The following is a 14,037-nucleotide window of genomic DNA, read 5'->3' as shown; positions in this document are numbered from 1 at the left end:
CAACAGGATGTCCATTAACGATATTGTGATGTATGTTATCGCTCTTTTTTTAGTGCTGGGTGCATTGGATCAATGTATGGGAAATCGCTGGGGGTTGGGACAAGCCTTCAACAATGGGCTCATGACCATGGGTTCTCTTGCTCTGGTCATGATAGGAATTGTTTCCTTGGCTCCTGTACTCGCCTCATGGTTGATTCCTATTGTTTCACCATTATATGTGGCAATGGGTGCCGATCCGGCATCCTTTGCCAATACGATATTGGCGGTAGATATGGGAGGATACGCGCTTGCGGCGGAAATGGCGCACAGCCAGCAAGCGGGTTTGTTTTCATGGGTTTTTCTAGGGACCATGTTTGGCCCAACGCTCGTATTTACGATTCCGGTTGCCCTCGGCATTTTGGGAAAAGAGGATCATCCATACTTTGCAAAAGGTATCTTGATCGGTATTAGTACAATTCCCTTTGGTTGTTTCATAGGGGGAATAACCGCTGGTTTTGACGTGATGATGATTTTAAAAAATCTGATCATCCCCATGCTTCTTTCAATAATCATTATGCTGGGTTTACGTCTATTTACGGAGCTTACGATCCGATTGTTCACGTGGTTTGGTAACGGCATTAGACTTCTATCCCTTGTCGGTTTGGCAGCGATTGGGGTCGAAACCTTAACTGGATTTGTGATCATTCCCAATATGGCTCCGTTGTCTGTCGGTGTGCAAACGGTTGGAACGATTGCTATTGTATTGGCTGGTGCGTTTCCGTTGGTTGCTTGGATTACAAAAATATTTAAAAATCCGCTTCAACGGGCAGGACATTTGCTAAACATAGATCCATCGGCTACTGCGGGTCTGGTAGCTAGTCTTGCTCATAATATTCCTACGTTCACTTTAGTTAAAGAGATGGAGCCCAGAGGAAAAGTGATCAGTATTGCTTTTGCTGTCAGTGGATCTTTCGTTCTGGGGGGACATCTTGGCTTTGTAGCAGGAATGGACAAGAATATGGTGATTGCCATGATCGTGGGTAAACTTGCAGGCGGGATCAGTGCCGTAATTGTCGCAGTTATAGCACATCCAGCTACTACGAATAGAAAAATAGAAAGCGCATCCAAGAAGGAGTGAACATGATGGATCATAAAAAAACAGCCAAAGAAGTATGGAGTGCCGTGGGCGGAAATGAAAATGTGAACAGTGTCATTCACTGTGTTACTCGATTGAGATTTAAACTGAAGGATAATCAATTGCCAGATAAAGAAAAGATCAAGCAGATTGACGGTGTCATTACCGTTGTAGAAAGTGGTGGCCAATTTCAGGTGGTGATCGGGAATGAGGTCCCCAAAGTATACGAAGCTCTTTTGGATACAATGGGAGTAAAGCATGGAGATCAGATGGTTGAAGATGATCAAAAGAATGAAAAAGCGAGCCTATTCAGCCGCTTTGTCGATGTAATTTCAGGTGTGTTCATGCCCGTTGTGGGTGTGCTCGCTGCTGTGGGGATTCTAAAAGGACTATTGGCCTTATGCACATCCCTGGGCTGGATGACTGATCAGATGGGCACGTATAAAATTTTATATGCGACAGCAGACGCAATGTTTTATTTCTTTCCGGTTATTCTAGGGTTTTCAGCAGGTAAAAAATTTGGAGGAAACCCGTATCTGTCTGCCGTTTTGGGAGCAGCGATGGTGTACCCGACCATTACTTCCGCCTTTACGGATAAAACGGCGCTGTCCTTTTTGACCATACCTGTTGTTCTGATTAATTATACTTCTTCTGTTATACCTATCATTATTGGAGCGTTCTTGGCAGCTAAGGTCGAAAAAATGATAAGTAAGTATGCACCTGCTTCCATTAAAATGTTCATGGTGCCTTTTCTGACCTTGGTTATCATATCACCGCTTGTTTTTCTGGTTGTCGGACCGATAGCAACTATAGTCAGCGATGGGTTAGCCAAAGGCTCTATGTGGATTTACCAGTTAAGTCCGGCTGTAGCTGGCCTCGTTCTGGCCGGATTCTGGCAGGGCATTATTATCTTCGGTCTGCATTGGGCATTCATTCCAATTCTCCTGAATAATGTAGTTACGAACGGTTTTGATCCGATTAATGGTATGCTCTTCTGTACGACTTTTGCGCAAACAGGTGCGGCATTTGCCATCGCTTTGAAATCACGGGACCCTAAATTAAAACCTATCGCCACTTCTGCCACAATTGCGGGTTTGATGGGGGTTACTGAACCAGCTATTTACGGGGTTACTTTACCCGCCAAAAAACCGTTTATTTTAGCCTCGATCGCTGGAGGTATAGGAGGAGCTGCTGCAGGCTTACTCGGCTCAACGGCATATGGATTTGCTTCAGGCGGCATTTTTGGTATACCTCTATTCATTAATCCAAAAGGCATGGATGCAGGTTTCATCGGCTTTATTATATCTTTGGTTGTAGCTTTTGTAGTCGCATTTATTTTGACCTATCTTTTCGGTTATAAAAATGCAAAACCTGCGTCTGAGATTAAAATCGCAGATGAAAACAAAGAAGAAGAAAAAGCGGTATTCAGTCCTCTACACGGTGAATTGATTCCTTTAACCGCAGTAAAAGATGAAGCTTTTTCCAACGGTGCGATGGGCCAGGGGGCCGCAATTATTCCGAAAGAAGGAGTAGCCTATGCGCCATTTAACGGAACTGTTGTTACCGTTTTCAAAACCAAGCATGCCATCGGGCTTATTTCTGAGGATGGAGTTGAACTGCTCATTCACATTGGGATTAATACGGTCAGCTTGAAAGGAAAACATTTCACTTCCTTTGTGTCTGAAGGGGATACGATTCAAAAAGGGGACAAGCTGGTTGAATTCGATCCCAAGGCTATAGGGGATGAAGGATATGATATTACCACAACCGTCATTGTAACCAATACAGCCGTGTACACGGATATTTTAGTTGAAGATTCCAAAGATATTCATGCAGGAGACCGCTTACTAAAGATTAGATAGATTACAATATTCCATAATAAAAAGGCAAGTTAAAGCTGACGATGAACCCGTATATAAAAAGGGTTGTCGTCAGCTTTTTTTAGTTACCTCACACCCAGCGTGTTCATCATCTGCCGGAAGGAGCGCACATATTTATCCGGTGCCAACAGACTAACGATTCGCTCCAGCCCTTTCCTGCGGATAGATTCGCGTTGAGGTACGTTGTTCATCAGGTCTAGTCCTTGCAGTATCGCCTGCAAGATGTCTCCCTGCTGATAAAATTTACCTGTTTCGTTGTGGTCAATGAATGCTCGTACTCCGTCTGAATCAGAGCTTAATACCGGGCAACGACAGGCCATCGCCTCAGCAACCGCATAGCCGAAGCCCTCTACCAGCGAGGTCGATAGCAGGTAGCCGCCTGAGTCGCCAATCATGGAGTAGTACAGGGGCATTTGGGCATGAGGTACGCTTTTAAAACGCTCGATAAGGGAGGACATGCCAAGCTGAGCAAGCATGTTCTCGAATTGTATTTTATCCTCCGGTTGAGACAAGGTGTCATCATAAAACATCCAGATTCGAAGATCCGCTCGGTTTTGCAGCATCCAGTAAGAAATGTCGACAAAATGCCTCCAGTTCTTGTTGGGCTCCAACCGCCCAACCCAGGCAATAATCGGATTGATCGGAGGAGTGTTAGGTACATAATTAAATACGCTGGTATCCAGTACGTTTGGAAATACATAACGATTAAGCCATGGACACATGTCGGTAAATAGCTGCACCAGATGAGTTGTATTGGGCAAGAGCACCGCGTTGGCATGTCTCTGAAGATACGGAACTGCATCCGCGACCACCCAAGCAGCCTCTTCGTGAGAACCAAAGCCCTGCGATTCATAGATTAATACCCCCTGATAGCCCAACATTCGCAGTCTGGGGAGCATAGGATAATCCGATGAGACGATAATTGCATCATAGCGGTTAGTAATTACCAGCATTCGAATTTCTTCTTCAGAGGAAGTCATGAATACAGGAATATCGCCGTTCAGGTTTTGCATCCCTGTACCTTGCTGATAATAGAGAAGATGACATTCAATCCCGTCCTGCATGAGCACTTTACAGCGTTGGCGGTTCAAGGTTTCTACGCCGCCGCTCGGTATATAAAAAGTAAATAGAACTTTGATCTCAATAACCTCCTTTGCCAATCACAAGCTCCTATACCAAGTTATTCAACCTACAGGACGGGGTGTGGGTTTCTATGGAAGCCTAGATTGAATTAGCGCATAATTATGGCTAAGGCGAGAATCGTCCGGGGAGCGCTCTGTTGCTTCTCTCGCAAATTCACAAGCTTTGTGTAAAAGGCCTAACTCGTAGCAAGCGAGGGCACCGAGATCATACAGTGTGGCGTCCCAGCAAAAATCTTCTTGCATGTACGTATCGGGTCGTGTTGAAATACGCAACGCTTCTTCAACCATATGATAGACGGCGGACCAGTTCCGTGTATGATAGGCCAGCTGAGCCATTTCCGTGTAAGGTTCACGTAAATATGGCGCTTCCGCAATAGCCCGGTATAACCAACGTGTTGCCTCCTGCCATTGTTCACTTGCTTTATAGGCTCTAGAAATAAAGCGCATCGAAGCGCTGCGTTCATCTGCCCAGCGTGCCTGCGGCATGGCAAGATGTTGTTGCAATGTAGTAATGCACTCATCCCAGCGGCCATGATACATATATTCTCGCCCCAAGTAATGCATGTTGCGGTCATCCTCGGGAAACTCGCGCACAGACTGCTCCAGCAGCGGAAGGTATTGGCTGCGGGATTTGTGCGGATCGGGATCATGATACAAGCGGAGCTGATCGGATCGAATGCTACGTTCTTCACCCTCCCCGATATATTCAAGCACCTCGTGAACCGGGCGTACCCAGCGGTAACCGTGACGAGTGTGTATTTTTTCTTTCCAGAACCATGTATAAACGGTATCTTGCCCAGGCTGTCCATGCGTAAAGGCATATAGCATCCGGGTAGTTCCTTCTTTCCAGTTACGTTCCAGCCGCGACCGCCAACCTTCCTCCCAGACTTCGTCCAGATCCGTACAGACACAAATATCTATATCGTCAGGGACCAGCCGTAGGGACTCATTGCGAGCCTTGTCAAAACGCCAAGGAGTTACCTCGATACGATGCACCTCTGCACCCGCTTCGCGTAGCAGGGAAACAGTATCGTCTGTAGAGCCGGTGTCCGCTACAATGACAACATCGGCTTCACGCATGGTGTGCATCCAGCGTTTGGCGAATCGGGCTTCATTTTTGCTAATGGCATAGACAGCTATCTTGTACCGATTCGATTGTTGCATTCCGCTTGCTCCTCCTTTGACTTACTTAAAGATTGAGGGGGAATATGGGAGACATCTCTATTGGGGAGGATCCAGGATTGAGCTGAAAAATTGCCGATTATGCAGGACATGCGGGTCGTTGGGAACGTACATTGCAGCTTGTTCATTGTGCCAATTCGCACGTGTGTAATCCTTCATCCGAAAATGGCAAATGCATAGCTGGATATGAGGAAACCACGTTTGGTACGCGTCCTGTACCGGGCCCATCGTGTCGGGAGGATTCAGAGTGGTAGCCATGTCGTACCAATAAATAGCTTTGGAGATCTCGTTTTTATGCAAAAAATAATGACCTATCCGACAGCATAGATCTGCCCTGGGCGTATCGAAGGTCAAACTATGGAGAGCCGCGGTAATACTTTGCTCCAGCTTGCCAAGTTGTTGCAGACAGTCGGCCATTTTGCTACATGCACTAATCGCATCCTCTACCCAGCACTGTCCGGTATCCAGAAAATTCTGGTAAGCCTGCACGGCCTGCTCATATCTTTCATTATCTCTTAACTCGTTAGCGTAATAGTAGAGGTCACGAGGAGAGAAGGTATGACCTTGGGCGAGCAACTTCTCATAAATTCGCAGATTTCTTCCTGGAGAGACTGTATGTGTTCTGGTATGAGTTATGGCGATATCGGCATGTTGAATATTCCCGTCTACGGCGAGGTACTCATGCACGGCTCCGTGCCAACGGAATCCGGCTGACCTTCTGATCAAGCGGTTTCGGCGAAAATGTAGGGTGACATTGCCATGATCATCAAAGCCATAATGATAATTCATAGACACGGAATCGACGGTTGGTACGGCTGAGGAATCAAGGGTTTGCTTCAGCTCAAGCAGCTTGACGGCATCCTGCTCCTTCAAAATATCATCGGCATCAAGCCAGAGAATGTACTCCTGCGTAGCTTGCTCAAACGAGTAGTTACGTGCAAGGGCAAAATGATCTACCCATTCAAATGGAAAAATTCGATCCGTAAAGTTGCGACATATGTCAATGGTCCGATCCTGTGAACCTGTGTCCACGATGTTGATTTCATCCACAATAGGATGGACCGATTCCAGGCAACGGCCAATCGTATTTTGGTCATTTTTGACGATCATGCACAGGCTGATACTGATCAATTGAGCATCACTCCTTTGGGAACCATCTAAGGGTTCAGGTCAAACATAAAGTTGGATTTAAAAGAGGTCTGATTTATAGAAGCCCTGCCACAATCGCGGCAGGGCAAGGATAACAAAGCTTTTAACATGCTGTGCGGCTTTGTCGATAAGGTATGGTACATCGCTTAAACATGATGTGGTAGAAAAGGAGGTTAGAGTCCGGTAGGCCCCGTAGGTCCAGTCGGCCCCGTAGGTCCGGTAGGCCCAATCGGTCCTTGTGGACCAGTGTCTCCTGTTGGCCCAATCGGGCCAGTAAATCCAAACGGTCCGGTAGGTCCAGTCGGCCCTGTAGGGCCCGTGTCGCCCGTAGGTCCGACAGGTCCAGTAGCGCCTGTGTCGCCGATAGGCCCGATAGGCCCGATAGGTCCAGCAGGTCCTGTGTCGCCCGTGGCACCCGTAGGTCCGACAGGTCCAGTAACACCAGTGTCGCCCGTGGCACCCGTAGGCCCGACAGGTCCGGTAAATCCAAGGCCGAATGGTCCAGTAGGTCCAGTCGGCCCTGTAGGCCCGGTATCGCCCGTAGGCCCGATAGGTCCGGTAGCGCCTATGTCACCTGTGGCGCCTGTAGGTCCGACAGGTCCGGTAGCACCAGTGTCGCCTGTGGCGCCTGTAGGTCCAACAGGTCCAGTAACACCAGTGTCGCCCGTAGCGCCTGTAGGTCCGACAGGTCCAGTAACACCAGTGTCGCCCGTAGCGCCTGTAGGTCCGACAGGTCCGGTAGCACCTGTGTCGCCTGTAGCGCCTGTAGGTCCGACAGGTCCAGTAACACCAGTGTCGCCCGTAGCGCCTGTAGGTCCGACAGGTCCGGTAGCACCAGTGTCCCCCGTGGCACCCGTAGGCCCGACAGGTCCGGTAACGCCAGTGTCGCCCGTAGCGCCTGTGGCACCCGCAGGCCCCGTAGCACCTGTAGCGCCACTAGCGCCTGTAGCACCAGTTGGGCCGGCAGGTCCGGCTGGACCCACAGCTCCAGCTGCACTTGCTTTAACAAGAGCAATGGAATCAATAGCTACATCAGCGGTGTTAGCCATGGCATTTTTACTAATAATCAAAAAGGCATAGGCTGCGTTGGCTGGTACAGGAGCTGTTACTTCGTATAGGCTTTGCCATGTCCCATTCACAGCGTCTGGCAATGTACCTGCACTCAAATAGGTAGTCAGCCCCGTGCCAAGGAAGCCAAAGGTTGCGTCATAGTAATACAGAAAAATGTTAACTTGAGGACTGGACAGACTTCCTATTTTTGCAGCTGAAAGGCTTAACGTATAACTTTCGCCTGGTGCAGCAAAAACGACCTGGGAAAGAGATGCATCTACTGCGCCTCCTGCCAGGATCGCACTATAAAAATTTGTCTTTTTTACAGATAAGTTAGTGACAGTCACATTGACAGAGCTCCAAAAAAGGGTTGATCCGATCTCGAAGTCGCCGTTAGAAACTAGATTGGTAAACAATACACTCATCGCTTTTATACACTCCCTTCACACGTTGTAATGATAGTAGATGCGAATCCATACCTTAGCGAACCGTACAAGTTTCTGAGGGTAGATGTGTAATTTCGTGTTCACATTTCAGACACATTATTTTAAGCTTCTATTTAAGTGACGTTAAGCTGGAGTTATATGTGGGGGATTATTATTAGAATTTAAAAGTGTAGCATAAGGTGCGAGGAGACCGCTCCGCGAAGGCTTTGGTCTTCCGATCGCTGTTGCCGTGGGATTTTTCTGTGATTAAATAAGACATGTAAAGGTAAAAATCCCAAGGCAAAGGCGAACGCTGGCGCTTCTCCAGCTCCAAATCCTCCGCTCCGCTGCTACCCGCTACTGATGCAACATTTTAGGTGGGGGGGAAGTAGGAGAGACCGCTCCGCGAAGGCTTTGGGCTTCCGATCGCTGTTGCCGTGGGATTTTTTTGTGATTAAGTAAGACATGTAAAGGTAAAATCCCAAGGCAAAGGCGAACGCTGACGCTTCTCCAGCTCCAAATCCTCCGCTCCGCTGCTACCCGCTACTGATGCAACATTTTAGGTGGAGGGAAGTAGGAGAGACCGCTCCGCGAAGGCTTTGGGCCTCCGATCGCTGTTGCCGTGGGATTTTTCTGTGATTAAATAAGACATGTAAAGGTAAAAATCCCAAGGCAAAGGCGAACGCTGGCGCTTCTCCAGCTCCAAATCCTCCGCCCCGCTGCTACCCACTACTGATGCAACATTTTAGGTGGGAGGGAAGTAGGAGGAGGCCGCTTCGCGAAGGCTTTGGGCTTCCGAACTTATCGCTATGGAATTCTTTTGATATGTGTGTGTAGTTCGAAATGATTTGTCAATACGATAAAGGAAAGGGTGGAACATGTGCTCAAAGTGCAGCAGGTGAGCAAGTGGTATGAGGGCAACCGGGGTGTACATAAGCTGGATTTTGAAATGCAGCGCGGTGAAATTGTCGGTTTCCTGGGGCCGAATGGTGCGGGTAAAACGACGACGATGCGCATGATTACAGGATATCTTCAACCCAACGAGGGAGTGATTACGATTGATGGTATCCCGATTCAGGATAAGGGCAGACAGGCCCGTTCCAAAATCGGTTATCTGCCGGAGACTCCCCCTTTGTATGAGGATATGTCCGTAAGATCCTATTTGAAGTTTGTAGCTAGTATTCGTGACGTGCCTGCGAGAGAGCAGAAGCTGCGTATTTCGGAGATGATGTCCAGGCTAGGACTGAATGGGCGGGAAAAACAATTAGTCCGCAGTTTGTCCAAAGGGTATAAACAGCGCTTGGGACTGGCAGGTGCGATTATTCATAACCCGGATTTACTGGTGTTGGATGAACCGACTTCGGGTTTGGACCCCAATCAGATTTTGGAGATTCGTCAGCTCATTCAGGAAATTGGCGAAAATCATACGGTATTGCTTAGCACGCATATATTGCCTGAGGTGGATGCGTTGTGCAATCGTGTTCTCATCATTCATGAAGGGAAACTGGTCATGGATGGGCGCCCTGACGCGCTCGGCGGTTCGATGGAAGATGGATTCAAGGTGAAGGTGGAGGTCAGAGGGAAGCGTGAGCAGGTGCTGGATGTCCTGCGTACTTGGGGAAAAGTAGAGGTTGAATCTATGGCGGCCACGCAGCCTCCAGCGAACACGAAGCTGACTGCCGCAGAGCCAGATATGACCGAATTGCTACTCACAGGAGCCTCCGGTGAGGATTTTCGCGAAGAACTATTTTATGTGCTGTCTGATGCGAAGCTTCCGATTTTGGAGATGAAAAAAGAAAGCCTTAGCTTGGAAAATATCTTCCAGCAGTTAACGACCCGCGAGACGGAAGAAAGTCAGGTCAGCGATCCAGCAGTACAAGATCTACATTCCTCGGAGAATGCAGCCCCTACGGCTATCACGGTGGAGCATGGAGATGCTGCATCCGGCGACGATAAGGCTGAAGAAGATAAGGATACAGGAGGTAATCGGTCATGAGGCGTTTGTTCGCGGTCTGTCAAAAAGAGCTGCAAGCCTATCTGTGGACACCAACGACCTATTTTGCGCTTGCAGTGTACATGCTGCTGACGGGGTTACTTTTTTATACAAATTTTGTTATGTATCAGCCTAGCATTCTGGACTATCGGCTGGTACTCGGTGACACCTTGTCCATGCTGGTGTTCGTCGTCCCATTACTCACGATGAGGCTGGTTGCGGAGGAATTCAGGCAAGGTACGGATGAACTGCTGCTTACCTCCCCTGTGAGTGTGACGGAAATGATCGTGGGTAAATTTTTGGCGTCGCTGGGCATGTTGCTCATATTAGTGCTGTGCAGTCTAGCGTATCCGGTCGTGATGTCCTTTTATGGGTCGCTGGATTGGACACTAGTATTTACATCTGTGATCGGTCTATTTATGCTTGGCGCAGCCATGATGGCGATCGGCTTATTCGCTTCGACGCTTTCACAGCATCAGATGATGTCAGCGGTCGTCGGTTTTATTATTTTACTTGTGTTCTGGATGCTGGATTCGTTTGGTGGACAGACGGGTGCATCTGCGGCGGTACAGCAATGGCTGGAACCTTTTTCACTAACCGCACGGTTTGACAGTTTCACCAAAGGATTGCTGAATGGAGCCGATGTGATGTACTACGTGACAGTGGCGGTGCTCTTTTTGCTATTCAGCATCCAAGTGGTCGAACGGAAACGGTGGAGGTAATGAATATGAAAAAATGGCTGGGTCATACCAATAGTGTGGTACTATCAGTTGCTGCTGTAGGGATTTTTATTTTATTGACGTTATTTCTGCGGTCGTTAGGGGGCTTTCAACTGGATCTGACGGCAGGCAAGCAGTATACGCTGTCTGACCAAACGTTGACGACCATCCAGGGGGTAAAGGAAGACGTACGGCTCATTGCTTTTACCGTATCTACTTCACAAAATCAGAAGCTGAACCGGGATGTTACGGACATGCTGAATGAATATGCCAAGCGTAACAACAAGCTCAAAGTCGAGCAATACGATCTGAATCAGGAACCGATACTGGCCAAGCAATATGGTGTTACTTCAGCATCTATTGTGTTGGTGCAGGGGGAGAAGAAGCGGGTTATAGATATTGGGAGTCTATTTACGCAAGCTCAGGGGAGTGGTGAAGGGGCATACCAATTTACCGGGGAAGAAAAGCTGACTAGTGGACTGTTGGGATTATCATCTACCCGTCAAGGGAAAGTGGTCTTTCTGACTGGACATGAGGAAATCCCATTGTCCCAAATGACTGAATTAAGCAGCTCACTGTCACAAGATAATGTGAAAACAGAGGAAGTTCAGCTTAATCAGGCGGGTAGCGTGCCCAAAGATGCGTCTGTATTGGCTATTGTCGGACCAGAACGTGATATCAGTGCAACGGAACTGAAGAGTATTCGTACGTATCTGAATGATGGCGGAAAGCTTTTTATGGCACTAGGCTTTCACCCGAACATGGGGTCCGATTGGAAAAACCTTGATGCATTAGCAGCTGATTATGGAGTGAAGGACACTCATGCCATCGTGGTGGATCAGGAACAGACGAATACACTTGGACCTCTATGGACGGTTCCTACCTTTGGCAGTCATGCGATCACCGATAAGTTGGCGGCTTCCAATCTGTACCCGGTTCTTTCACTGTCTATTGCTTTGCAGGCAGGAGAGCAGAAGGATTGGAAGACGACGCTTTTGATGAAATCTTCTGCAGCCAGCTATGGTGAAACGAATATCCAAGGACTGCTGAACAACGAAACGCAGAAGGATGACAAGGACCCGCAGGGGCCGCTGAATCTCGGTTATGCGGTAGAAGGGAAAGACGGCAAGCCCAAAGCCGTTATTCTCGGAACGTCGGCCCTCTTAAGCGACACTGAGATCAGCACAGGAGGCAATCGAGACTTTGTGCTGAACAGTCTGAATTATGTGCAGGAACACTCTGATGGGCTCACCATTCGTCCTCGTCAGGAGCAGGATTATAAGGTAGCTTACTTGACTCCTGCACAAGCGAAAACGATATTGACTATATCTGTTATCGGATTGCCGTTGCTGTTCGCGGTCATCGGAATCTTATTATGGTGGAGGCGAAGAAGAGCATGAGAAAATGGATACCCACAGTGCTACTGTTAGTTGTATTGGGAGCGGGTATAATCTATGCAAAGAGCCAAAACTTCTTTCGTGAAACAGCGCCGGCGGCTCGCCAGCTGGTTCAGCTTACGCAAGAGAATATTACGTCTTTCGCGATCACTGGAAAGGACGGCAAGTCGGTGGAACTTGAACAACATGATGGCCAATGGAGTATGAGCAAGCCACGGACTTACCCATTAAACCAATATACAATAGACAATTGGCTAGCGGCGATTCAAAATGTAAAGTTGGGTGAAGTGGTGGAATCTTCTCCTACAGACGTAGCCAAATATGGGATCAGCGCTACCAATGATCAGATTGAGATTAAGAACAAGAAGGGTGACGTTCGTACCTTTGCCTTCGGTGAAACGTTGCCTTCCGGAGATGCTGTTTATGTATTATCAGACAAAAAAGAGATAGCTTCTGTACCTATCGATACACTTTCAGGGTTGTTGCTGGGTGCTAATGATTTTATAGATACAACACCGTTCGATTGGGACGATACCAAGCTGAGCGGAATAGAGTGGGAAGGCCAAAATGCTTCATGGATGCTCAAATCCTCCGGTAACAGCGGAACCGGAGACAGTGCTTCCACATCTTGGACGCTGAACGGAAAGTCAGTAGCCAGTGACACGGCGACTTCCCTCTCGCAGCAAATCAAAAACCTAGCCAGCAGTCAGGCCTTGCGCAAAGCCTCTGAGCTGAACAAGCCTGTTCACCGCTTTACGCTGAGCGTATCGCTGGGTAAGGATGATTCCCAGCTGGTCTATCAGGGCTGGACGCTTAACGATGATCCAGATACCGTATGGATTGTACCGCCACAAAGTAACTGGGCTTATGGTCTGTCAGTATCTGACGTGAACCGTGCTGAACAGAATGGACACGACCAAGCTCAGACTGGAAAATAATCATTAGAATTAAATTAGCGCACAAAGAGGCTCCAACGGCGGATGATCGTCGTCTGGAGCTTCTTTGTGTTCGTTACTCGTCAGGTTTGCTGCTTTTGGAAGAAGAATTGTTAGTGTCGTTTAATTCTTGGATAACCTGAATCAGCTCATGAAGTGAGAGATCCAGCTTGTCCAGCTTTTCCTCCATCGTGTGCAGGATGTGCCGCAACAAAATAAAACAAAGTCCAGCTGGAAAGCCTACGTTGGTAACCAGAGAAAGAGCATCATCCATTTGCAATGTATTCCCTCCTTTTTAGCCATATATAAAGGAAGGTAAATTAAAAGAACCATATACAACTGATTGTAAAAATAGTATAATAAATAAGAACAAGTGTTCTGATTTTGGTTGTAGAATAGGTTTGAAAATTACCCTATAGTATGAGGATTAGAAAAAGTCAAATCCAAAGAGAAAGGGTGATTTACAATGGATCAGTCTCAGCTAACATTGGTAGAACAATATCGAAAGAAGCTGTACCGCATTGCCTGGAGAATCCAGTATCGTGCTCGGGTACAAACCAATCATGAATTTGTAATGGAAAAGAACGAAGCCGTCAGTGTCCCATCTTTTACAGAATCTTCAAACTCTAATATGTACACATTACAGCTTATCAACTCTCTATCTTCTGAGATCGGAAAAATGATCATCTTTGACCTTTACATACTAGATAAAACCGAAGCACAGATTGCAAAAGAGTTAAAGCTATCCCAACAGGCGGTGAATAAATGGAAAAAGAAAATGCTCAAAGAGTTATTTCGGATGCTGAGTTCGTCCAATTGCTAAAATTAGTACGAAGTGGAGATCAGGAGGCCATGTATAGGATACTTCAATTGTTCGAGGAAGACATTCAAAAGACCAGTCGGTATATCCGTATGTCCCGTGAAGATGCTGTCCAAAGCATTGTGACTGATTTTATGGAAGAACTGCGACAAGAGTTAAAGACAGTAAAAAGTGGACAATGGATATAGCCTTGGCTATCCTTATCCGTAGGTTTACTTATTTAACGGAGGG

The 14,037-nt window shown here is 47.5% G+C and carries 12 protein-coding genes and 1 pseudogene; 8 read left to right on the top strand and 5 right to left on the bottom strand.

All coding sequences use genetic code 11. The features are described from left to right. Nucleotides 1-7: 7 nt before the first annotated feature. Together eutH and ACYCSE_RS03520 are read left to right on the top strand one after the other, a co-directional pair. Nucleotides 8-1,117 (top strand): ethanolamine utilization protein EutH, encoded by a 1,110-nt coding sequence (eutH, locus tag ACYCSE_RS03525; RefSeq protein WP_459701414.1) that lies wholly within the window; start codon nt 8-10, stop codon nt 1,115-1,117. Between the two features lie 5 nt (nt 1,118-1,122). Beyond that, a complete protein-coding gene (locus ACYCSE_RS03520) occupies nt 1,123-2,976 on the top strand; it encodes a beta-glucoside-specific PTS transporter subunit IIABC (protein ID WP_459702471.1) in 1,854 nt (617 codons plus the stop codon). Nucleotides 2,977-3,059: 83 nt separating this feature from the next. Here ACYCSE_RS03520 and ACYCSE_RS03515 read toward each other — a convergent pair whose 3' ends face one another. The 4 genes and pseudogenes from ACYCSE_RS03515 to ACYCSE_RS03500 form a co-directional block, all read right to left on the bottom strand. Next, nucleotides 3,060-4,154, bottom strand: coding sequence for a glycosyltransferase family 4 protein (locus ACYCSE_RS03515; protein ID WP_250260513.1), 1,095 nt, complete (start codon nt 4,152-4,154; stop codon nt 3,060-3,062). Nucleotides 4,155-4,205: 51 nt separating this feature from the next. Further along, the gene (locus tag ACYCSE_RS03510) at nt 4,206-5,300 is read right to left on the bottom strand and encodes a tetratricopeptide repeat-containing glycosyltransferase (RefSeq protein WP_342418794.1); all 1,095 of its coding nucleotides are present in this window, start codon (nt 5,298-5,300) and stop codon (nt 4,206-4,208) included. Between the two features lie 57 nt (nt 5,301-5,357). Then, entirely contained in the window at nt 5,358-6,449 is a 1,092-nt protein-coding gene (locus ACYCSE_RS03505; protein ID WP_459701411.1) for a glycosyltransferase family 2 protein, read from the bottom strand. A gap of 197 nt (nt 6,450-6,646) precedes the next feature. Beyond that, a pseudogene (locus ACYCSE_RS03500) lies at nt 6,647-7,942 on the bottom strand (NTTRR-F1 domain); the annotation flags it as partial. 880 nt (nt 7,943-8,822) lie between these two features. Here ACYCSE_RS03500 and ACYCSE_RS03495 point away from each other — a divergent pair. From ACYCSE_RS03495 to ACYCSE_RS03480, 4 genes are read left to right on the top strand one after another with little or no spacing between them, the layout of a single operon-like run. Then, nucleotides 8,823-9,938, top strand: a complete 1,116-nt coding sequence (locus tag ACYCSE_RS03495) for an ABC transporter ATP-binding protein (protein ID WP_069292019.1) — start codon at nt 8,823-8,825, stop codon at nt 9,936-9,938. Then, nucleotides 9,935-10,657, top strand: coding sequence for an ABC transporter permease (locus ACYCSE_RS03490; RefSeq protein ID WP_013311725.1), 723 nt, complete (start codon nt 9,935-9,937; stop codon nt 10,655-10,657). The genes ACYCSE_RS03495 and ACYCSE_RS03490 overlap by 4 nt, the downstream gene beginning before the upstream one ends. A 5-nt stretch (nt 10,658-10,662) precedes the next feature. Next, a complete protein-coding gene (locus tag ACYCSE_RS03485) occupies nt 10,663-12,054 on the top strand; it encodes a GldG family protein (protein WP_254350195.1) in 1,392 nt (463 codons plus the stop codon). Beyond that, the gene (locus ACYCSE_RS03480; RefSeq protein WP_459701408.1) at nt 12,051-12,989 is read left to right on the top strand and encodes a DUF4340 domain-containing protein; all 939 of its coding nucleotides are present in this window, start codon (nt 12,051-12,053) and stop codon (nt 12,987-12,989) included. Before ACYCSE_RS03485 ends, ACYCSE_RS03480 begins: the two co-directional genes overlap by 4 nt. A 73-nt stretch (nt 12,990-13,062) precedes the next feature. Here the strand turns inward: ACYCSE_RS03480 and ACYCSE_RS03475 are convergent, their stop codons facing one another. After that, the gene (locus ACYCSE_RS03475; protein WP_223822138.1) at nt 13,063-13,260 is read right to left on the bottom strand and encodes a YvrJ family protein; all 198 of its coding nucleotides are present in this window, start codon (nt 13,258-13,260) and stop codon (nt 13,063-13,065) included. Between the two features lie 192 nt (nt 13,261-13,452). Here ACYCSE_RS03475 and ACYCSE_RS03470 point away from each other — a divergent pair, with 192 nt between their 5' ends. Continuing rightward, nucleotides 13,453-13,809, top strand: a complete 357-nt coding sequence (locus ACYCSE_RS03470) for a sigma-70 family RNA polymerase sigma factor (protein ID WP_340956682.1) — start codon at nt 13,453-13,455, stop codon at nt 13,807-13,809. 29 nt (nt 13,810-13,838) lie between these two features. Next, nucleotides 13,839-13,994 carry a hypothetical protein gene (locus tag ACYCSE_RS03465; protein WP_254350198.1) on the top strand — a complete coding sequence of 52 codons (156 nt, stop codon included), beginning with the start codon at nt 13,839-13,841 and terminating at the stop codon, nt 13,992-13,994. Nucleotides 13,995-14,037 lie beyond the last annotated feature (43 nt).

It is taken from the genome of Paenibacillus sp. SEL1, from assembly GCF_054602535.1.
This window is presented reverse-complemented; position numbering and strand designations above follow the sequence as displayed.